Source organism: Pseudomonas antarctica (assembly GCF_001647715.1).
Lineage (GTDB): Bacteria > Pseudomonadota > Gammaproteobacteria > Pseudomonadales > Pseudomonadaceae > Aquipseudomonas > Aquipseudomonas antarctica_A.
Map to the genome: position 1 here is coordinate 5,726,134 of NZ_CP015600.1, position 21,544 is coordinate 5,747,677.

General features: G+C 62.4%; 17 protein-coding genes. 10 read left to right on the top strand and 7 right to left on the bottom strand.

All coding sequences use genetic code 11. The features are described from left to right. The first annotated feature begins 1 nt into the window (after position 1). From A7J50_RS26010 to A7J50_RS26020, 3 genes are all read left to right on the top strand, one after another. Positions 2–1,267 carry an ABC transporter permease gene (locus tag A7J50_RS26010; RefSeq protein ID WP_064454338.1) on the top strand — a complete coding sequence of 422 codons (1,266 nt, stop codon included), beginning with the start codon at positions 2–4 and terminating at the stop codon, positions 1,265–1,267. Between the two features lie 11 nt (positions 1,268–1,278). After that, the gene (locus A7J50_RS26015; RefSeq protein ID WP_064454339.1) at positions 1,279–1,800 is read left to right on the top strand and encodes a DUF3299 domain-containing protein; all 522 of its coding nucleotides are present in this window, start codon (positions 1,279–1,281) and stop codon (positions 1,798–1,800) included. Positions 1,801–1,933: 133 nt separating this feature from the next. Beyond that, complete coding sequence (locus A7J50_RS26020; RefSeq protein ID WP_064454340.1) at positions 1,934–2,632, top strand: OmpW/AlkL family protein; 699 nt, start codon at positions 1,934–1,936, stop codon at positions 2,630–2,632. A gap of 166 nt (positions 2,633–2,798) precedes the next feature. Here A7J50_RS26020 and A7J50_RS26025 read toward each other — a convergent pair whose 3' ends face one another. Next, positions 2,799–3,683 carry a sugar nucleotide-binding protein gene (locus A7J50_RS26025; protein ID WP_064455017.1) on the bottom strand — a complete coding sequence of 295 codons (885 nt, stop codon included), beginning with the start codon at positions 3,681–3,683 and terminating at the stop codon, positions 2,799–2,801. Positions 3,684–3,849: 166 nt separating this feature from the next. Between A7J50_RS26025 and A7J50_RS26030 the strand changes: the two genes are divergently transcribed. Then, positions 3,850–8,103: a DEAD/DEAH box helicase gene (locus A7J50_RS26030; protein ID WP_064454341.1), complete on the top strand. Its 4,254-nt coding sequence runs from the start codon at positions 3,850–3,852 to the stop codon at positions 8,101–8,103. 130 nt (positions 8,104–8,233) lie between these two features. Here A7J50_RS26030 and A7J50_RS26035 read toward each other — a convergent pair whose 3' ends face one another. Then, a complete protein-coding gene (locus A7J50_RS26035; RefSeq protein WP_064454342.1) occupies positions 8,234–10,354 on the bottom strand; it encodes a mechanosensitive ion channel family protein in 2,121 nt (706 codons plus the stop codon). A 176-nt stretch (positions 10,355–10,530) separates the two neighbouring features. On the opposite strand from A7J50_RS26035, the gene A7J50_RS26040 reads away from it, so the two are divergent. From A7J50_RS26040 to A7J50_RS26055, 4 genes are all read left to right on the top strand, one after another. Next, complete coding sequence (locus A7J50_RS26040; RefSeq protein ID WP_064454343.1) at positions 10,531–11,733, top strand: MFS transporter; 1,203 nt, start codon at positions 10,531–10,533, stop codon at positions 11,731–11,733. A gap of 108 nt (positions 11,734–11,841) precedes the next feature. After that, positions 11,842–12,621 carry an endonuclease/exonuclease/phosphatase family protein gene (locus A7J50_RS26045; RefSeq protein WP_064454344.1) on the top strand — a complete coding sequence of 260 codons (780 nt, stop codon included), beginning with the start codon at positions 11,842–11,844 and terminating at the stop codon, positions 12,619–12,621. Continuing rightward, entirely contained in the window at positions 12,618–13,880 is a 1,263-nt protein-coding gene (clsB, locus tag A7J50_RS26050) for a cardiolipin synthase ClsB (protein WP_064454345.1), read from the top strand. Before A7J50_RS26045 ends, clsB begins: the two co-directional genes overlap by 4 nt. Continuing rightward, positions 13,870–14,826, top strand: coding sequence for a lysylphosphatidylglycerol synthase domain-containing protein (locus A7J50_RS26055; RefSeq protein ID WP_064454346.1), 957 nt, complete (start codon positions 13,870–13,872; stop codon positions 14,824–14,826). Before clsB ends, A7J50_RS26055 begins: the two co-directional genes overlap by 11 nt. Positions 14,827–14,949: 123 nt before the next feature. Here the strand turns inward: A7J50_RS26055 and A7J50_RS26060 are convergent, their stop codons facing one another. Both A7J50_RS26060 and A7J50_RS26065 read right to left on the bottom strand, forming a co-directional pair. Further along, positions 14,950–15,705: an alpha/beta hydrolase family protein gene (locus A7J50_RS26060; RefSeq protein WP_064454347.1), complete on the bottom strand. Its 756-nt coding sequence runs from the start codon at positions 15,703–15,705 to the stop codon at positions 14,950–14,952. After that, a complete protein-coding gene (locus A7J50_RS26065; RefSeq protein ID WP_064454348.1) occupies positions 15,695–16,804 on the bottom strand; it encodes a DUF3182 family protein in 1,110 nt (369 codons plus the stop codon). The genes A7J50_RS26060 and A7J50_RS26065 overlap by 11 nt, the downstream gene beginning before the upstream one ends. Before the next feature lie 238 nt (positions 16,805–17,042). On the opposite strand from A7J50_RS26065, the gene A7J50_RS26070 reads away from it, so the two are divergent. Continuing rightward, on the top strand, positions 17,043–17,606 hold the full coding sequence (locus A7J50_RS26070) for a cysteine hydrolase family protein (protein ID WP_064454349.1): 564 nt from the start codon (positions 17,043–17,045) through the stop codon (positions 17,604–17,606). A 21-nt stretch (positions 17,607–17,627) separates the two neighbouring features. Here A7J50_RS26070 and tam read toward each other — a convergent pair whose 3' ends face one another. Next, positions 17,628–18,389, bottom strand: coding sequence for a trans-aconitate 2-methyltransferase (gene tam / locus A7J50_RS26075; RefSeq protein ID WP_064454350.1), 762 nt, complete (start codon positions 18,387–18,389; stop codon positions 17,628–17,630). Positions 18,390–18,490: 101 nt separating this feature from the next. Here tam and A7J50_RS26080 point away from each other — a divergent pair, with 101 nt between their 5' ends. After that, positions 18,491–19,399 carry a LysR family transcriptional regulator gene (locus A7J50_RS26080; protein WP_064454351.1) on the top strand — a complete coding sequence of 303 codons (909 nt, stop codon included), beginning with the start codon at positions 18,491–18,493 and terminating at the stop codon, positions 19,397–19,399. A gap of 66 nt (positions 19,400–19,465) precedes the next feature. On the opposite strand, the gene A7J50_RS26085 is transcribed toward A7J50_RS26080, so the two are convergent. Together A7J50_RS26085 and A7J50_RS26090 are read right to left on the bottom strand one after the other, a co-directional pair. Next, positions 19,466–19,993, bottom strand: coding sequence for a single-stranded DNA-binding protein (locus A7J50_RS26085; RefSeq protein WP_049711300.1), 528 nt, complete (start codon positions 19,991–19,993; stop codon positions 19,466–19,468). Between the two features lie 9 nt (positions 19,994–20,002). Beyond that, on the bottom strand, positions 20,003–21,397 hold the full coding sequence (locus A7J50_RS26090) for an MFS transporter (protein WP_064454352.1): 1,395 nt from the start codon (positions 21,395–21,397) through the stop codon (positions 20,003–20,005). Positions 21,398–21,544: the final 147 nt, after the last annotated feature.

Consider the following 21,544-nt stretch of genomic DNA (forward strand, 5'->3'; position numbering starts at 1 on the left):
GATGTATTTGTTTCGTCTAGCCATGGCCAGCCTGGCTAACCGCCGCTTTACCGCGATCCTCACCGCTTTCGCCATCGCCCTGTCGGTGTGTCTGTTGCTGGCGGTGGAGCGCGTGCGCGTTGAGGCGCGCAACAGCTTCGCCAGCACCATCAGCGGCACCGACCTGATCGTCGGCGCCCGCTCCGGCTCGGTCAACCTGCTGCTGTACTCGGTGTTCCGCATCGGCAACGCCACCAACAACATCCGTTGGGACAGCTACGAGCACTTCGCCGCCAACCCGCAAGTGAAATGGGCAATCCCGATTTCCCTTGGCGACTCGCACCGTGGCTACCGGGTGATGGGCACCAACGAATCCTACTTCGAGCACTACCAGTACGGCCGCAAGCAGAACCTCGAACTGGCCAGCGGCCGCGCCTTCGCCACCGACCCGTTCGAAGTGGTGTTGGGTGCTGAAGTCGCCGACGCCCTGCATTACAAGCTCGGCGATAAGCTGGTACTGGCCCACGGCGTGGCAGTGGTCAGCCTGGTCAAACACGATGACAAACCGTTCACCGTGGTCGGCATTCTCAAGCGCACCGGCACGCCGGTAGACCGCACGCTGCACATCAGCCTCGGCGGTATGGAAGCGATTCATATCGACTGGCACAACGGCGTACCCGCCCAGGGCAAAGGCCGCATCAGCGCCGATCAGGCGCGCAATATGGACCTGACCCCGCAGGCGATCACCGCGTTCATGCTCGGTTTGAACAACAAGATTTCCACCTTCGCCCTGCAACGCGAGATCAATGAATTCCGCGGTGAGCCGATGCTGGCGATCCTGCCCGGCGTGGCGCTGCAAGAGTTGTGGAGCATGATGGGCACCGCCGAAAAAGCGTTGTTCGTGATCTCGCTGTTCGTGGTGCTGACCGGCCTGATCGGCATGCTCACGGCGATCCTCACCAGCCTCAACGAGCGCCGCCGCGAGATGGCGATCCTGCGCTCGGTCGGCGCACGCCCCTGGCACATCGCAACACTGCTGATCTTCGAAGCCTTCGCGCTGGCACTGTCCGGCGTGGTTGCAGGCACAGGCCTGCTGTACGTGTGCATCGCCGCATCGCGCGGGTATTTGCAGGCCAACTACGGCCTGGACCTGCCGATGGCGTGGCCCAGCGAATATGAATGGACGTTGCTCGCCGGTATCCTGGCGGCAGCGCTGTTGATGGGCAGCGTGCCCGCGTGGCGCGCCTATCGACAATCCCTGGCCGATGGCCTGTCCATACGTTTATGAGGAAGGCTTCGATGCGCCGTGCCCTGTTTGCCCTGTTGCTGCTGGTGGCCGTGCCCGCGTGGGCGACCGACCAGCCCAAGGACCTGTCCTGGCAGGAGATGATCCCGCCGGACGCGCCGCCGGAAATCCCCAATATGAAACCGCTGCACGACCTGTCGAACATGGCCGACGCATTGTCGGTCGAGGCGGCGCCTGCGGCCAAGCAGGACCTGCCCAACGCGCCGGTGGTGCAGAGCCTCGACGGCCAGCACATTCGCTTGCCGGGTTATATCGTGCCGCTGGAAGTCAGCGAAGAAGGCCGCACCACCGAGTTCTTGCTGGTGCCGTATTTCGGCGCGTGCATCCACGTACCGCCGCCGCCGTCGAACCAGATCGTGCATGTGAAAAGCGAAGTCGGGGTGAAGCTTGACGAGCTGTACCAGCCGTATTGGATCGAGGGCTCGATGCAGGTCAAACCGTCATCCAGTGAGTTGGCGGATGCCGGCTACCAAATGGATGCCGAGAAGATTTACGTCTACGAGCTGCAGGAATGAGCCTTGCTCAAGAACAGCACAGATCCCACGGTTTTTGAGCCGTGGTTACCCTTTCATTGAGCTGAGTCAAAGGATCGAATGGAACGATCTTTACCATTGGACGTACAACTTTTAACGTCCTTTTGGAGCTCCCATGAACAAGTCCCTGCTCGGCGCGTCCCTCTTCGCGCTCGCCCTCGCCGCCCCTGCCGTCCACGCTCACGAAGCGGGCGATATTCTGATTCGCGCCGGTGCAATCACCGTTAACCCGAAAGCAGACAGCAGCAGCGTGAAGGTTGACCAGGGCCCATTGGCGGGCACCAACCTGGGCGGCAAGGCGACCATGAGCAGCGACACTCAACTGGGCTTGAACTTCGCCTACATGTTCACCAGCCACTGGGGTATCGAACTGCTGGCAGCCACACCGTTCGAGCATGACGTGAAGCTCAAGAACACCGCGCTCGGCGCCGCCAACGGCAAGCTCGGCACCCTGAAACACCTGCCGCCGACCCTGAGCGTCGTGTACTACCCGCTGGACAGCAAGTCGGCATTCCAACCGTACGTGGGCGCCGGCATCAACTACACCTGGATCTACGACGAGCACGTCAGCAGTGACGCCCAGCAAGCCGGTTTCAGCAACTTCAAGGCGGAAAACTCCTGGGGCTGGGCCGCGCAGATCGGCGCCGACTACATGATCAACGACAAGTGGATGATCAACGCCCAGGCGCGCTACATCGACATCAGCACCAAGGCCACCGTGGACAACAACGCGCTTGGCCAAGGCACGCGCGCCAAGGTCAATGTGGACGTTGACCCAATGGTTTACATGGTGGGTATCGGCTACAAGTTCTAATCCCGGTTTAACTAACGCTGCATAACCCCTGTGGGAGCGGGCTTGTGTGGGAGTCGGGCTTGCCCGCGATGCAGACGCTTCGGTCTATCAGTCACACCGAGGCGATGCTATCGCAGGCAAGCCAGCTCCCACACAAGCCCGCTCCCACATTTGGTTTTGTGCGGTGTCAGCTACGCCGGTAGAACCGGTCCAGCAATGCCGGCAACCCGGCCCGCCACGCCCGTGGCTTGATGCCAAAGGTGTGGAGGATTTTCTTGCAGGCCAGCACCGCGTGTTGCGGTTCATCGGCCGCATCCGGCCGTGCCGCGTGGGCCTGGGCGGTAGGGGATTCGATCGCCAGCGGATGGTAGTTGCGCGCTTCGGTGAGAATCGCCTGGCCCAGCGCCAACGGCGTGGTCGCCTCATGGCCGGCGTAGTGATACGTGCCCCACAGCGGCGCCGCGCAATCGAGTTGCTTGAGCACTGAGATGATCACCCGTGCGGCATCATCCACCGGCGTCGGGTTGCCGCGTCGGTCGTCGGCCATCAGCAATTCATCCGGTTTCTCGGCACGGGCCAGGAAGCGCCCCAGGGTGCCGTCGACGCTGTCATCCAGCAGCCAGCCAAAACGCAGCATCACGTGTTGCGGGCAGGTGGCGCGCACGCTTTGCTCAATGCGCCACAACGCCTGGCCGCGCAGGCCCAAGGGCACCGGCTCGTCCTTTTCGCTGTAGGCGGTGGCACGCGAGCCATCGAACACGCGGTAGCTGGACGGTTGCAGCAAGGTGATGTTGTGGTGCTGGCACAGTTCAGCCAGGCGCTCGATCGCGAACTCCTGGGCAGCCAAGCGGGTTTCGCTGACCGCTTCGGCCTGGAACCAGTCGAAATAGTAGGCGAGGTTAATCAACGCATCGGGACGGGTGTCGTCGAGCAATTGGGTGAGGCTCGCGGCATCCCAGCCGTCTTGGGGCGGTTTGGGTGCGAGGAAACCGATGTCTTCCTCTGCACCGAGGCGAATCAGCGCCTGCCCGAGGGCATTCCCGCCGCCCAGTAACATAAGGCGCATTCGCATAGAGTGTGCAGGCCCGGTCTGTTTGGAACGATGGTTATTGTCGGCGGCCTTGTGAGCCATACCGTGGGTGTTTGCCAGAATCGTTGCATTTTGCGGGTTTGTAGCGCAACCGTCACTTATAAAGTGCGGGGTTGCAAGTTGCACCGGCCGGCCGCATAAATTGTGAATGAGCCTTCCCGAATCAACGGACACGGTCTTGGACGGTTTCCACCCCGCCGTCAGCGCCTGGTTCCGCAGCACGTTCCCCTCGGTGACCCGCGCCCAGGCCCAGGCTTGGCCGCTGATCCGCCAGCGCCGCTCGACACTGATCGCCGCGCCCACCGGCTCCGGTAAAACCCTGACGGCGTTCCTGGCTGTGCTGGATGACCTGGTCCATCAAGGCCTGGCCAACGGCGGGCAACTGCCGGATGAGACGTTGGTGGTGTATGTATCGCCGCTCAAGGCGCTGTCCAACGATATCCAGATCAACCTGCAAAACCCGCTAACCGGTATCACCGAGCAGTTGCAGGCCATGGGCTTGCCGCCGCTTGCGATCCGCACCGCCGTGCGCACCGGCGACACCCCGCAAAAAGACCGCGCGCTGATGCGCAAACGGCCGCCGCATATCCTGGTCACCACCCCGGAATCGCTCTATGTGCTGCTCGGCTCGGACTCCGGCCGGCAGATGCTGGCCAGCACACGCACGGTAATCATCGACGAAATCCACGCCATCGCCGCCGGCAAACGCGGCAGCCACCTGGCCCTGGCCCTGAGCCTGGAACGCCTGCAAGGCTTGTGCGCCGAGCCGCTGACCCGTGTAGGCCTGTCGGCCACGCAAAAGCCTATCGAGGCGGTGTCGCGCTTTTTGGTCGGCACTGGCCGTGAATGCGCCGTCGTCGATATCGGCCACGCCCGCCCCCGCGACCTGGATATTGAAGTGCCGCCGGTGCCGCTGTCGGCGGTGATGGCCAATGACGTGTGGGAATTGGTCTACGATCGCCTCGCCGCGTTGGCCCGCGAACACCGCACCACGCTGGTCTTCGTCAACACCCGGCGCCTGGCCGAACGCCTGGCCCGGCACTTGAGCGAGCGCCTGGGCAAGACCTCCGTCGCCGCCCACCATGGCAGCCTGGCCAAGGAAATGCGCCTGGACGCCGAGCAACGGCTCAAGGCCGGCGAGCTGCAAGTGCTGATCGCCACGGCGTCGCTGGAACTGGGGATTGATATTGGCGACGTCGACCTCGTCTGCCAGATCGGCTCGCCCGGCTCGATCAACGGTTTTTTGCAACGCGTCGGCCGCTCCGGCCACCAGGTCGGCGGCACGCCCAAAGGGCGCCTGTTCGCCACCACCCGCGATGACCTGATCGAATGCGCCGCCCTGCTCGACTGCGTGCGCCGGGGCGAGCTGGATACCTTGCACATCCCGGTCGCGCCGTTGGACGTACTCGCCCAACAGATCATCGCCGAAGTCAGCGCCCGTGAATGGACGGAGCAGGCGCTACTGGCGCTGATCCAGCGCGCCGCGCCTTACGCCACACTCGACCCGCGCCACTACCAGGCGCTGTTGCAGATGCTTGCCGACGGCTATAACGGCCGCCAGGGCATCCGCAGCGCCTACCTGCACCGCGACGCCGTGACCCACACCCTGCGCGGCCGCCGTGGTGCCAGGCTGACCGCCGTGACCAGCGGCGGCACCATCCCGGACAACGCTGACTACAGCGTGTTGCTTGAACCTCAGAGCCTGAATATCGGCAGCGTCAACGAAGACTTCGCGGTGGAAAGCATCGCCGGGGATATCTTCCAGCTCGGCAATACGTCCTACCGGATCTTGCGGGTCGAGGCCGGCAAGGTACGCGTCGAGGATGCCCATGGCCAACCGCCGACTATCCCGTTCTGGCTCGGCGAAGCACCGGGTCGCAGCAATGAATTGTCGGCGGCCGTGGCGCGTTTTCAGGGGCAGTTGGACGCGCTGCTCAGCGCCACACCCGGCAACCTGCAACCCGCCCACGACTGGCTCACTGGCAGCCTCGACCTGAACCGCGCCAGCGCCGAACAAATCCTCGATTACCTGGCACGCGCGCGCCTGGCCCTTGGCGCCCTGCCGTCCCAGGACACGTTGATCATGGAGCGTTTTTTCGACGCCTCCGGCGGCACCCAATTGATCATCCATACGCCCTTCGGCAGCCGCCTCAACCGCGCCTGGGGCCTGGCCCTGCGCAAGCGTTTTTGCCGCACCTTCAATTTCGAATTGCAGGCGGCGGCCAGTGAGAATGCGATCGTGCTGTCGCTGTCCACCAGCCACAGTTTCGAGCTGGATGAGGTGTGGCGCTATCTGAACAGCAACAGCGCCGAGCACATCCTGACCCAGGCGGTGCTGGATGCGCCGCTGTTCGGTGTGCGCTGGCGCTGGAATGCCAGTGTGGCCCTGGCATTGCCGCGCTATACCGGCGGGCGCAAGGTCGCGCCGCAGATCCAGCGCATGAAGAGCGAAGACCTGATTGCCAGCGTGTTTCCCGACCAGATCGCCTGCCTGGAAAACCTCGCCGGCGAGCGTGAGATACCCGAACACCCTCTGGTGGAACAAACCCTCGACGACTGCCTGCACGAAGCCATGGACAGCGAAGGTTGGCTGACCCTGTTGCGGCGCATGGAGCGCGGCGAAGTGCGCCTGATCAGCCGCGACCTGCCCGCGCCCTCGCCCATGGCCGCCGAAATCCTCAGCGCGCGTCCCTACACCTTTCTCGACGACGCACCGCTGGAAGAACGCCGCACCCAGGCGGTGCTCAACCGGCGCTGGAGCGACCCGCAAAGCACCGACGACCTCGGCGCGCTGGATGCCGAGGCCATCGCCGGCGTGCGCGAGGAGGCGTGGCCGGCACCCAATGGGCTGGACGAAATGCATGAGGCGTTGATGAGCCTGGCGTGCATCGCCATTGATGAGATCACGCCGCAGTGGGCCGAGTGGCTGCACGCCTTGGCCAAGGGCGGGCGCGCCTATCAACTGAATAATGGCCTCTGGGTAGCCGTGGAGCGCTTGAGTTGTGTGCAGGCGATTTATCCCAACAACTTGCCGTTGCTGCCGGGCTTCGATGAACCCTGGACCGTTGAGGATGCGCTGGCGGAAGTGCTGCGTGCACGCCTTGGCGGGTTTGGCCCGCTGAGCCTGATCGAGATTGCAGCGCCGCTGGCCCTGCCGGTGGCAGACGTCACGCAGGCACTGGCGCGCCTGGAACAGGAAGGCTACGTGCTGCGCGGCCGCTTCAGCCCGGGCGCCCGTGATGAGCAATGGTGTGAGCGGCATCTGCTCGCACGTATTCATCGCTACACGGTCAAGCGCCTGCGCCGGGAAATCGAGCCGGTGGCATTGCAGGACTTCATGCGTTTTCTGTTCGATTGGCAGCATTTGTCAGAGGGCACGCGCGGCCAGGGCAGCGCGATGCTGCCGCAGATTGTCGGCCAGTTCGAAGGCTACGCCGCTGCCACGTCGGCCTGGGACAGTGACTTGCTCAGCGCACGACTCAAGCATTACACCCCCACCTGGCTCGACGAGCTGTGCCGCAGCGGCAAGCTGGTGTGGACGCGCTTGAGCAACAAGACCAGCGCGATTGCGCTGCGCAGTACGCCCGTGGTGCTGCTGCCCCGCAGCCAAGTGCCGCTGTGGAGCGGGCTGACCGAACTCACCGACAGCACCACGTTGTCGCCCAAGGCGCAGAAAGTCCACTTGGCCCTGCGCGAGCACGGCGCGCTGTTTTTCGATGAGCTGGTGCACGAGGCCCACCTGCTGCGCAGCGAACTGGAGATCGCACTACAAGAACTGGTGGGCGCGGGGCTGGTGAATGCCGACAGCTTCGCCGGCCTGCGCGCCCTGACCACCCCCGCCAGCAAGCGCCTGGCGCGCAGCAGTCGGCGCGGGCGCGGGGCGTTTGTCGGCGGCATGGACGACGCCGGGCGCTGGGCCTTGGTGCGCCGCTCGCCCAGCGCCGCCGGGCCGCACTCGACTGAGACGCTGGAGCACGTGGCGATGACCTTGCTGCGCCGCTATGGCGTGGTGTTCTGGCGGCTGCTGGAGCGCGAGGCGGATTGGCTGCCGAGCTGGCGCGAACTACTGCGCACCTTCCATCGGCTGGAGGCACGCGGCGAGATTCGTGGCGGGCGGTTTGTCAGCGGGTTGGCGGGCGAGCAGTTTGCGCTGCCGGAAGCGATCCCGTTGTTGCGCGAAGTACGGCGCAGGCCGCATGACGGCAGTTTGATTGCCGTGTGCGGGGCTGATCCGCTGAACCTGGTGGGCACGCTGCTGCCAGGGAGCAAGGTGCCGGCGGTGAGCGGCAATCGGATTGTGTACCGTGACGGAGTGCCGGCGGCGGTGATGGTGGGCGGCAAGCAGCAGATTCTGCTGGAGCAGGATCTGCGGGCGATTCAGGAGAAGTTGATCAGGCATTGAAGTGGGTTGGCTTTGAGGGCCTCTTCGCGAGCAAGCCCGCTCCCACATTTTGACCGTATTCCAACCCTGTACTCGGTCGAGTGTGGGAGCCGGGCTTGCCCGCGATGAGGCCCGATCAAGCGCCCCAGAACTACTGGGTACGCGGCTGCTCCGTCAACACCAGCGACGCCGGCACCTCTTCATCCGGTTCATCCACCCGCGCCGTGCGCTTGGGCAACAGCACCTGCTGTGGATAAGTTTGCGCGAAGTGCACCTCGTCGCAGTTATCCACACGCTTTTTCAGGCGCTGGTTAAACGCGCGACTCACGGCATATTGCCCGCCCGACACGGTTCGGAATTGCGCCGTGAGCACCACGCCATTGAGGTCCATCTTGTCCACGCCAAAGACTTCCAGCGGCCCTTGCAGGTTGTACTTGAGGAACACGTCATCGCTAATCGATTGCCCGGTCTCGCGGATCAGTTCCACGGCTTTGTCCACATCGGTGTCATAGGTGAACTGCACCGAGAAGAACGCATAGGCAAATTGCCGCGACTGGTTGGTGACGGCCTTGATCTGCCCGAACGGCACCGAATGCACGAACCCCTTGCCGTCGCGCAGGCGCAGGGTGCGGATGGTCAGGCCTTCGACGGTGCCGGCGTGGCCGGAGTCGAGCACCACCCAGTCGCCGATGGACAACGTATCTTCGATGATGATGAACAGGCCGGTGATGACGTCCTGCACCAGTTGCTGGGAGCCGAAGCCGATGGCCAGGCCGACCACGCCGGCACCGGCCAGCAGCGGCGCAACGTTGATGCCGAGGTTGGCCATCGTGGTGATCGCGCAAATCACCACCAGCACAATTTTCACTGCATTACGCAGCAGCGGCAGGATGGTTTTGACCCGTGTGCTCGGCTGGCGGCTGGAGCGTTTGTTCACCGGTGGCTTGAGCGCCTCCTGGATGGCGGTGTCGAGTACCACCCAGAACAGCCACGTCATCAGCAGGATCAGGCCGATACTGCTGAGCGAATCGCTGATCGCCCGACCCACCGCGTTGCGCTGGGCAAATTCGAACAGCGACACGCCCCAGATGCGCCCGAGTAGTTCGATAAAGGCGATGGCCATCGCAATACGCAGGATCGCGTGTAACAGGCTGAGAAAGCGCTCCTTGTAGGCACTGCTGCGCTGGATCGCCACCTGGCTGCGGGACTTGAACAGGTGCTGTAAAACCGTACTGAGGAACACCGTGCCGATCAGCAGAATCGTGGTGAACAGCGCGCAACGCAGGGCCTTTTGGTTGTCGTCGCCAGCGCCGATCAGGTTGATTGCCGAGACCAGCACCATCAACAGAATCGGCCAGTACCACAGCCCGGAAAACACCCGCAGCGATTGCTGCAACGCCGGGTGTTTGAGGCGCTGGGCCAACGGCCGGTTGCGGATCAAATGCGCGACCGGGCGACGCAGACGCACCACCAGCACGCCGAAAATCACCGTTGCAAACAGGCCGGTAAAGACCGCGATACTGCTGGTGACATTGCCGCCGAGCTGGCGGGCGATTTGCGGGCTGATCAACGCGTCGCTGAGGGCGGCGAGAAAGCCGATCAGGAACAGGGGTTTGGGACAGTAGTCGCGAATGATCTGCACCGCAGGCCGCTTGTGGCCGAGGTTGAACATGACGATGACGCACAACAGCATCGAGGTGGAAAAGATGCCGCTGCTGGTGGCGTAGGCGAAACACAGCGCCAGCGCGCGCCCCACTGACGTGGGTAAGAAGTGACTGACGTAGAGGGTCAGCGGCAGGCAGATCAGCGCCGGGATCGTATACGGCAGCACATACCCAAGCACCGCTTGCAGACGCGCGCGCCGCTCGACGAAACGCCGCCGACTCAAGCGCAGCACGATGAAGCGCCCCAGCAGCGTCAACACCGCAAAGGCCCCCACCCACACGCCGGACAGCAACAGGAAATCCCCTGCCACGCTCCACGGCGAACGTTCGGCGGTCTGGTCGACCAGGCGCCCCACTTCATCCGCCGCACGGTCGGCGCGCAAGCGCCAGGCGTCAATGAGGTTCTGATTGAGGTCGAGTTTGTCCTGCACGTCGTCAATGCTGGTGCTGATGGCCCCCAGCAGGCCGCCTTCCACCAACAGCTCGGGCTTGGCCGGGGCTGCGGCGCTGGCCGGTGCGGCGGCAGGCGCCGGTGTTGCGGCTTGCAACGCGCCATTGCCCAGGAACAGCAGCGCGCCAAACAGTAATGCAGTTTTTAGATTCAGCAAAACACCGGGCTCCATCTGCAGGGTCTGTAAGGAACTGACGGGTTTGAGCCTTGATCGTTCCCCCCGTTCGGCACCTTTGCGCCCAGGGCAAATATCAAATGCCGATCGCTGTCTTTTTCCGCCTAAGCCAAACCCAGACACTGCGCTCCTGATTTACACCCACCGGAGTTGCAGCCATGCCTATTGCGTTGCTCGCGCTGACCCTCAGCGCTTTTGCCATCGGGACGACCGAGTTCGTCATCGTTGGCCTGTTACCCACAATCGGCGCCGACCTCGGCGTTGACCTGCCGTCCGCCGGCCTGTTGGTCAGCCTCTATGCCTTGGGCGTGGCCATCGGCGCGCCGGTGCTCACCGCCCTCACCGGCAAGGTGCCACGTAAGTTACTGCTGCTGTCGTTGATGGTGCTGTTCACCCTCGGCAACCTGCTGGCCTGGCAGGCACCCAGCTATGAATCGCTGGTACTGGCGCGGATCGTCACCGGCCTGGCACACGGGGTGTTTTTCTCGATCGGCTCGACCATCGCCACCAGCCTGGTGCCGAAGGAAAAAGCCGCCAGTGCGATCGCGATCATGTTTACCGGCTTGACCGTCGCGCTGGTCACCGGCGTGCCGCTGGGCACGTTTATCGGCCAGCACTTCGGCTGGCGTGAAACCTTCCTCGCCGTCTCGGCGCTGGGTGTGATCGCGTTTATCGGCAGCCTGATCTACGTGCCAAACACCATCGCCCACAGCAAACCCGCGTCCCTGCTGCAACAACTGCAAGTGCTCAAGCAGCCGCGCTTACTGCTGGTGTATGCCATGACCGCCATCGGCTACGGCGGTTCGTTTATCGCGTTTACCTTCCTGGCCCCCATCCTCCAGGACATCGCAGGCTTCAGCGCCGGCACCGTGAGCCTGGTATTGCTGGTGTATGGCATCTCGGTGGCTGCCGGGAATATCTGGGGCGGCAAACTGGCGGATAAACGCGGCCCCATCAGCGCGTTGAAAATCATCTTTGCGCTGCTCGCGGCGGTGTTGCTCATCCTGACCCTGACCGCCAGCAACCCATGGCTGGCGCTGGCCACCGTATTGGTGTGGGGCGCGGTTGCATTCGGCAATGTGCCGGGCCTGCAGGTGTACGTGGTGCGCCAGGCCGAACATCACACGCCGCAGGCGGTGGATGTGGCCTCGGGCTTGAACATCGCCGCGTTTAACCTGGGAATCGCCGGGGGCGCGTGGGCCGGAGGCCTGATTGTGGCGCATATGGGGTTGATCCATACCGCATGGATCGGCGGCCTGGTGGTGTTGGTCGCCCTGGCGCTGACCGCCTGGAGCGGTCGCCTTGACCGACGGGGACCGGTGTATGCCGAGCCCTCGACCCGCGTAATGACTGGCCACTGATCCGCCGTGTCTCGAGCGTGCCGTCCGTAGGAAGGTGGAAACTTTCATCGGAACATCGCAGTCAGCCTTAAACGGGGACCAGGCCCCCACTCTTTCACAGGAGCAATCATGGCTGCGATTCCCGACTGGGTGCCCATTACCCCCAGCGTCGCCATCACGCGCTTCACGGTGCTGACGGTCAATATCCACAAGGGCTTCACCGCATTGAATCGACGCTTCATCCTGCCCGAGCTGCGTGAAGCCGTGCGCAGCGTGGGCGCCGATATCGTGTTCCTGCAGGAAATCCACGGCACTCACGAACGCCATCCTCAGCACTACAGTGACTGGCCGAACATGCCGCAGTACGAATTCCTCGCCGACAGCATCTGGCCGCAATTCGCCTACGGTCGCAACGCGATCTACCCGCATGGCGACCATGGCAATGCGCTGCTGTCGAAATTCCAGATCATCCGCTACGACAACCTCGACATTTCGCAAAGCGGCCACGAAAACCGTGGCCTGCTGCATTGTGTGCTGCGCTTGCCCGGCACCGGCCAGGAAGTGCATGCGATCTGCATGCACCTGGGCCTGCGCGAGGTGCATCGCCAGCAACAGTTGCGCCTGCTGGAACAGCGCATCCGCGAGATCCCCGCCGATACGCCGCTGGTCGTGGCCGGTGATTTCAACGACTGGCGCCAGAAGGTTGACCTGAGCCAGAGCGGCCTCAAGGAAGTGTTCGTCGAAGCCCACGGCAAGCTCGCCCGAACCTTCCCGGCACGCCTGCCGTTGCTGCCGCTGGATCGCATCTATGTGCGCAATGTGAACATCCATAACCCCAAGGTGCTGACGACCCGGCCGTGGTCCCATCTGTCAGACCATGTGCCGTTGTCAGTGGAGATCGAGTTATGAACGTCGCGGTAGAACACATCGCCACCGACCAGCCGCCGGATGAAGCGAAAGCGCGTGATCTCGATTACGGCTGGCAGAGCGACAACCGGGTCGAGCTGCTGGAGAACGGCGAGGCGTACTTTCCGACAGTCTTCGACGCCATGCGCAAGGCACAACGGGAGATTCTGCTGGAGACCTTTATTCTGTTTGAAGACAAGGTCGGCCATGAGTTGCAAGGCATTCTGATAGAGGCCGCGCAACGTGGCGTGAAGGTGGTGGCCAGCCTCGATGGTTTTGGCTGCGGCGAACTGAGCCCGGCATTTCTCGGCGAGCTGGCTGAGGCGGGTGTGGAGGTGCAGATGTTCGACCCGGCGCCGAAGAGGTTGGGGCTTCGCACCAACTGGTTTCGCCGCCTGCATCGCAAGATTGTGGTGGTGGACGCCGCCGTGGCGTTTATCGGCGGGATCAACTTTTCTGCCGACCACCTCGGGGATTTTGGCCCCGAGGCCAAGCAGGATTATGCGCTGCAATTGACCGGCCCTGCGGTGGCCGACCTGCACCATTTCGCCCTTGCACAAAGTGGTCGCCAGGTGCGCACGCGGCGAGGCTGGCGCCGGCGCCAGCAACGGCCCGCGCTGTGGACAACCGCTAACGACGACGGCCTGGTGCGCCTGATCTACCGCGACAACGTGCAGCACCGCGACGACATCGAAGAGGCGTATATCCACGCGCTGAGCAAGGCCCGACAACGCGTGGTGATCGCCAACGCCTACTTCTTTCCCGGCTACCGGCTGCTGCGCGAAATTCGCAACGCCGCGCGCCGTGGTGTGCAGGTGCAACTGATCATGCAGGGCCAACCTGATGTGCTGCTGGCCAAGCTGGCGGCGCGCATGCTCTACGACTATCTGCTCAAGGATGGCGTGGTGATTCACGAGTATTGCCAACGGCCGCTGCATGGCAAAGTCGCGCTGGTGGATGACCATTGGAGCACCGTGGGCTCAAGCAACCTGGACCCGTTGAGCCTGTCGCTGAACCTGGAAGCCAACGTGCTGATTCGCGACCGCGCCTTCAACCAGCAGCTGTATGAACGTTTGGAAATACTCGCCAAAGACCATTGCCGGACCATGCCGGAAAACCGCAAGCCACGGCTGTGGCTGTGGCGATTGACCGTAGGCTTCCTGGTATTTCATGTGATGCGCCATTTCCCTGTACTGACGGGCTGGCTACCGGCGCATAAACCCCGCTTGAAACCCTTCCAGAGTCAGGCCCGTGAACGCTGACACCGGCAGCTCGCGATTCAAACGCTGGAAGAAGCCGCTGACCATCGCTTTCTTCCTGCTGCTGATCGTGCTGTTCACCCTGCTGGCGCGGCGCATCGACTGGAGCGAAGTGATGCAGACGCTGGGCGACTTCAAGCTGCACACGTTGTTGATGGCCGGTGGGCTGACCTTGTGCAGTTTCCTCGTCTACGCCAGCTTCGACCTGATCGGTCGCACCTACATTCGCCAGCCATTGCGCTGGAAGCAGATCTTGCCGGTGGGGATCATCAGCTATGCGTTCAACCTCAACCTGAGCGCGTGGGTCGGCGGGATCGCCATGCGTTATCGGCTGTACTCACGGCTCGGGGTGAGCACCGGTAATATCGCGAAGATTCTTGGGCTGAGCCTGGCGACCAATTGGTTTGGTTACATGGCATTGGCCGGCGTGGTGTTCAGCAGCGGCTGGGTGACGATGCCGCCGGGCTGGAAAGTCAGCACCAGCGCTTTGCAGGGCATTGGTGTGTTGCTGGTGCTGGCCAGTCTCGGGTATCTGGCAGCCTGCCGATTTTCGAAAAAACGTGCGTGGTCGATCAAAGGCATCGAGATCAATTTGCCCTCGCTGCGCATGGCATGTTTGCAGTTGGCGTTGGGCGCGTTGAATTGGTCATTGATGGCGGCGGTGATCTTTACCTTGTTGCCGGCCAAGTTGGATTATCCGCTGGTGTTGGGGGTACTGCTGATCAGCGCGATTGCCGGTGTCATCACCCATATCCCGGCCGGGCTTGGAGTGCTGGAGGCCGTGTTTATCGCGCTGATGCAGCATGAAGCGTCGCGCGGCAGTTTGCTTGCGGGGTTGATTGCCTACCGGGCGATCTACTTTATTTTGCCGCTGCTGATTGCGCTGGTGATGTACCTCGCGGTCGAAGCCAAAGCCAAAGCGTTGCGGGTGAAGAAAGCACCTGCTTGAAGGTGTTGAAGGCGCCCCAAAGCGCCTAATGCCAGTCAGTTAAGCGAACGAAATGCTCAAAGCAGCGAAGATCCAATGTGGGAGCGACGCTTAACTGACTGGCATTACCCCAAAGCGCCGCCGTTATTGGGATTGGATGATGCTCAACCGCTCGCCCACGACCATCTCGGTAATCCAGTCGACCAGGATCGAGGTGTAGGCCTGCTGCGACACCGGATCGCTGAGTGAATGGTCTGCGCCGTCGATGATACGGTGGGTCAAGGAGTGGGTCTGCTGGCATGCCGCGCGATAGCTCATGATGGTGGCGTGAGGCACATGGTCATCGGTTTGCGATTCGACAATCAGCACATCGCCGGTGAATTGCGCACAGGCATGCAGGGCGCGGTTGGTTTCGGCCTGCACCCGTGTGCTGCGGTAGTCCATCAGGTCGGCTTTATCCAATTCGCGCTTGGGCTTGAGCCATTCCTGGTCACGGTAAAGCGCCGGCACCCGCAGCGCCAGCCAACGCACCGGGCGCAATGAGGTAAGAATCGCCGCCAGATAGCCACCATAACTGGTGCCCACCACCGCCACAGCCGAGGTGTCGATGGCCGGGTGTGACAGCAACCGGTCGTACGCAGCCAACAGGTCGCGCAGGTTGTCTTCGCGAGTGACGCGGGACAACGGAATACCGGTGCCCGCATGGCCGCGCAGGTCGAACGTGAGACACACACACCCCAAACCGGCGATGCCTTTGGCCCGCGCAAGATCGCGCTCCTGGCTGCCGCCCCAGCCGTGCACAAACAGCACGCCTGGCACCTTCGATTTTGGGGTCAGGAATGTGCCGCTCATCTGTTCGTCGTCGATATCGATCGCAATGCTTTCGCTTCTAGCCGTCATAAGATTTAACCGTCACATACTTGAGAAGAAAGTCGCTGTTTTCGGCCGGGCCGCGGTACACCTCAATGGCATCCGCTGGCAACGCTTGGTCCACGTAGGTTTCCACCGATGAAACACGAATCGCCCGCAGGCCGGGGTTATTGATGAAGCTTTGCAGCGCCGCGACCTCCGCGCTGCTGGCCCCGCCCATGCGCCAGGATTGTTCAAGCACGCCGCTGCAGCGTTGGCCTTCACTGTCCAGGCCTTGGGCAATGTCGTAGTTGCGTCGCGACGCGTAGAAACCAGGGTAGGCCTCGTCGGCGGCGCTGTCGAAAATCCGGGCCTGTTCGATGGCCTCGCGCACGCCGTCGGGCAGGTCGAGCTTTAGCAAGTCGTCGTAAGCACCGGGAACCACCAGTAAGTCGGAGCCGCCGTAGACGTCTTCGCCCTGCCCGTCCTGAGTGAGGTATTGCTCGCCGCAGTAGCTGAACACGTGATCGCCGATAAAACTTTGGCCCACGCTATGAGTGACCACGTCGTGCAGGTCTTGCTCCAGCACCACGCCCTCACAGAACAGTTGCGCCGATTCGGGCCGCGCCAGCAGGGCCTCGAATGCGTCGAGACTGTGGATAACTTCCTGGCCGCGCCCGGCGCAGGCATGCACGGGCTTCAGGCGGATCGGCCCACTGCTGAGCAAGCGCCTGGCAGCGGGCAGCGCATCGGGCAGCGCAAAAACGCTGAAGCCATCAAGCACGACGTTGCGCACGCGCTCGCCGAACAATGGCGACCAACCCTCGGGCGCCGTGGCATCCGGGCTTAACAGGCCATGAGTAATGGCTTTGGTGCAGATGAAATCGTGATCGACATAGCCGCCCCACAGGTCTTGCGACCCTTTAACGTTGAGCTGGAGCGCTTGGGCCGAGCCGATCAGGGTTTGCGTGGGCAACAGATACAGGTCACGGCCGCCATGGAGGTGTGGGTCATAGCTGCCGCCGAATTTAAGGCCGAGTATCTGCGCCAGCCAACGCGCCAGGGCGCGGTTGGTGTCGACTTCATGCTGCGGCGCACCTGCTCTCGTGGAGTGAGCGACCACCGTTTTTTTCCGTTGAGTCGGGGTCATGCGTCCTCCTTGGCCATCCTGCCATGTGTGTGCAGAGAGGGTTGCAGGGATCAAGCCAAGGCAAGGCAGAACAGGATGGTTGTTAAATCAATCAGTTACTGAAAAAGTAATGGCAGTAGGCCTGCCTGATTCTGCACGACGTCGCGCTAAACATGCGGCGTTCTGCACGACTCAGCCGCTCCTCTTTCCCGGCGCCAGCTAAGATACTGGGCCTGTCCACCCATCACGAGAACCCCTTATGGCCAAGCAAGCGCTCATCCTCATCGACATACAAAACGACTACTTCCCCCAGGGCAAGTGGCCGCTCGACGGCGTAGAAGCCGCGGCGGACAAGGCTGCGCAGGTGCTGCAGGCGTTTCGTCAGGCGGGGAATGCAGTGATTCATGTACGCCATGAGTTCACTTCCGAGGACGCACCTTTCTTCACGCCGGGTTCCGAAGGCGCGCACCTGCATGCCAAGGTGCTGAATGAGGGTAACGAGCCTGTGGTGCTTAAACACTTCGTGAATGCGTTTCGCGGGACTGATCTACAGGCCGTGCTGGAACAACGCGCCATCACCGAAGTGGTGGTGGTCGGGAGCATGAGCCATATGTGCATCGACGGCGTAGTGCGCGCAGCGGCGGACCTGGGCTACAAGGTCACGTTGATTCACGACGCGTGCGCTACGCGGGATCAGGAATTCAACGGGCAGGTAATTCCGGCAGCGCAAGTGCACGGGGCTTTTATGGCGTCGCTGGGCTTTGCCTACGCGAGCGTGCTCTCGACGGATGAGTATCTGGAGAGCCAAGCGGCGGCTGTGTGACCACCGCTTGTTTGCCGGGTTTCAGCGAGTCGCGATGATGAACAGGCGCGGGAATGGCAGTAACACGGTGCCATCGGCCAGGGCTGGGTAGGCCTGGGTAATCCGCGCCTGGTAGTCCTGCAGGAACGCGGTTTTTTCGCTCTCGGCCAATGGCGCAAGAAAAGGCCGTAATGCCGAAGCCTTGAACCACTCCACCACGGCCGCGTGATCCGCCAGCGGGTGCTGGTAAGTGGTGCGCCACACGTCGACAGTGCTGCAATGTTTGCTCAGCAGCTCGTAGTAGTAGCTCGCGGTGTGCCGCTCATTGTGTTTAACCGCGCCGATCTTTGCAGACCATGGCCCCTCGGCCGCCACTTCTCGAGCAAGTCGGTGGGCGGGCTCGTCGAGGTTATCCGGGGTCTGCACGGCCAGCGTGCCGCCAAGCGTCAGTTGGTTGACCAGGTGTGGATAGAGCGTGGCGTGGTTCGGCAGCCATTGCAGGGAAGCGTTGGCCAGAATCACGTCGAATGTCTGCCCCGGGTTCCAGGCGCCGATATCTGCCAATTCGAAGTTCAGTGCCGGCAGCCGTTTGCGGGCATCAACCAGCATATCGTCGGAACTGTCCATGCCGGTGACGTGTGCCTTTGGAAAGCGCTCGGCCAATACTTCGGTGGAATTGCCAGGGCCGCAGCCCAGGTCGACGGCGGTGCGCACGTCGGCAGTGGGAATAGCCGCGACCAGGTCACGGACCGGACGGGTACGTTGTTGTTCAAACATCGTGTACTGCTTGGCTGACCAGGTCATCGCGGCATTCCTTCTTTTTGAGGTTGGCGACAGCCTAAATCTTGTGAGCCATGAGAACAAATGCCAGGATTGGCGACTTCCCATACCTTGAAAGTATCCCTATGTTGGAACTTCGCCAGCTTAAAGCCTTCGTGGCGATTGCCGAGGAAGGCTATATCACCCGCGCCGCGGAACGTCTGGGGATGCAACAACCCCCGCTGACGCGCATGCTGCAAAGCCTGGAAGCCGAACTCGGCGTTGTATTGATGGAGCGTTTGCCCAGAGGTGTGCGCCCTACCACGGCCGGATTGGCGTTGCTGGATGAAGCGCGAGCACTCCTGGCGCGTGCCGACGGTGTAGCCGATGTGGTTCGTCGCGCCGCTCGGGGTGAACGGGGCCGGCTGGCTATTGGGTTTACCAGCTCGGCGGCATTGCACCCGTTTGTCCCCAGTGTGTTGCGGCTGTTTCGCGAAACCTTTGTCGGCGTCTCGGTGGTGCTGGAAGAAGCGGGCACCGGTGAGTTGTTGGACGCGCTGGTACATGAAAAGCTCGATGCTGCGTTCATCCGCTCACCGCTCAGTGGCACCCAGTCGCTGCAGGACGAACCGATTCTGGTGGAACCCATGTTGCTGGCGCTGCCGACTGATCATCCGCTGGCACTCGACGCTCAATCACCCCTGCCCTTGGCCGCCCTGGCGACCGAAGCGTTTGTGCTTTACCGCCGCCGCGTAGGGCTGGGTTTGTATGACGCGATTCTGGTGGCCTGCCGTGAAGCCGGGTTCAGCCCGCAGGTGGTCCAGGAGGCACCGCGCATGACCGCGACGCTGAGCCTGGTGGCGGCGGGCCTTGGCGTGTCCATCGTACCGGCGTCGATGCAACGGTTGCGCGGCGACGGCATTGTTTATCGCGAGCTCACGGAGTGCCAGAGCCTGGTAGCGCCGTTGCATTTGGCGACGCGCATCGGTGACGGCTCGGCGGTTTTGCAGCGGTTCAAGGAGATGGTGGTGACAGCGGCTGCGAGGGAGGCTTGATCATGGGTAATAAAAAACCCCCGAGGCGTGGCCATCGGGGGTTTTGCGCGTTCCGGGTCTGAGACCTTAGAACGGGATATCGTCATCAAAGCTGTCGAAATCCGGAGCAGGCTGTGGAGCGGCCTGTTGTGGAGGCGGCGCCTGACGCGATTGTTGCGGTGCCGACTGCTGCGGGCGCGGAGCCTGCTGGCGTGGGGCCGGAGCGGACTGCTGGTAGTTATTGCCCCCGCCTTGTTGCTCGCCCTGCTGTGGACGGCCGCCCAGCAGTTGCATGGTGCCTTGCATGTCGACCACGATTTCGGTGGTGTAACGCTTGATGCCGTCTTTTTCCCACTCGCGGGTTTGCAGTTTGCCTTCGATGTAGACCTGCGAACCTTTGCGCAGGTATTCACCGGCGATCTCTGCCACCTTGCCGAACATCGACACGCGGTGCCATTCGGTCTTCTCGACCTTCTGGCCGGTCTGCTTGTCGGTCCACTGTTCGCTGGTCGCCAGACTCAGGTTGGTCACGGCATTACCGTTAGGCAAGTAGCGAACTTCGGGATCCTGGCCGCATGTACCGACCAATATGACTTTGTTAACCCCACGGGCCATAACGTTCTCCTAAGCTGGGCGCGCTGTCGGCACTGGGTTGACCAGTTGCTCGAGCGTCGCGCGATCCAATAATTCGGTGTCCAATTTGATGTAAATGGCCGCCTCTTCAGCGACCACCACTGCATCTGTTACCCCGACGACGGCCTTCAGGCGCTCTACCAGGCCAGCTTCACGAATTGCTTCGGGCGACAGCGGCAGGCGCAGGCTTGTGACGTACGGAGGTTCGCGCATGGTAACAGCAAAGGCCAGCCAAAGTGCAGCCAGCCCGGCGCATCCGAGGAACACAACCGACAAACCGCCATGCTGGAACATCCAGCCACCCATGATGCCGCCCAGCGCCGAACCGAGGAACTGGCTGGTGGAATACACCCCCATCGCCGTGCCCTTGCCACCGGCCGGTGAAACTTTACTGATCAGCGAAGGCAACGAAGCCTCGAGCAGGTTGAACGCGGTGAAGAACACCACCGTACCGATTACCAGCGCCCGCAGGCTGTCGCCGTACTCCCAGAAGAATAGCTCAGTGAGCATCAATGTCGCGACGGCACCCAGGAGAACTCGTTTCATTTTGCGTTTCTTCTCGCCGTAGATGATGAACGGGATCATGGCGAAGAACGAGATCAACAGCGCGGTCAGGTAGACCCACCAGTGCTGTTCCTTGGGCAGGCCGGCTTTTTCGACCAGTGCCAGGGGCAGCGCGACGAAGCTGCACATCAGCATCGCGTGCAATACGAAGATACCTAAATCCAGGCGCAGCAGGTCCGGGTGCTTGAGCGTCGGCAGTAACGCCTTGCGTGCGACGCCGGATTCGCGGTGCTGCAGCGTGCCGGTGGAGCGCGGCACCATAAACGCTACGATCACGATCCCGAACAGCGCCATACCGCCGGTGGCAAGGAACAGCCCGTGCAAACCAAAGGCACGTGTCAGCAACGGGCCGACGACCATGGCCACTGCGAACGACAGGCCGATGGTCATGCCGATCATGGCCATGGCCTTGGTACGGTGTTGTTCGCGGGTCAGGTCCGAGAGCAGGGCCATGACGGCGGCGGAAATCGCGCCGGCGCCTTGCAGGACGCGCCCGGCAATCACGCCCCAGATCGAGTCTGACTGAGCCGCGAGCACACTGCCGAGGGCGAACACGATCAGCCCCAGGTAAATCACCGGCCGCCGGCCGATACGATCGGAAATGATCCCGAACGGAATCTGAAAAAGTGCCTGGGTCAGGCCATAGGCGCCAATGGCCAGGCCGATCAGGGCGGGGGTCGCGCCTGCGAGATCCATTCCATAGGTCGCCAGCACCGGCAACACCATAAACATGCCTAGCATACGGAAGGCGAACACCAGGGCCAGACCGCTTGCTGCTCGGGTCTCGCCGCTACTCATGCGTTCGCTGTGGGGATCGTGCATGGAAAAACCTCGTGTGAACCGGCGGCGATTCTACCAGTCCCATCGATAGAGAGGGTATATGCGGCGCTTTGCCGCGCAGCTTTCATGTAAGGCTGCACCCGGCACTTTGACAGTGTATATTCATCCAGTCTTTAGCCGTATACTCCT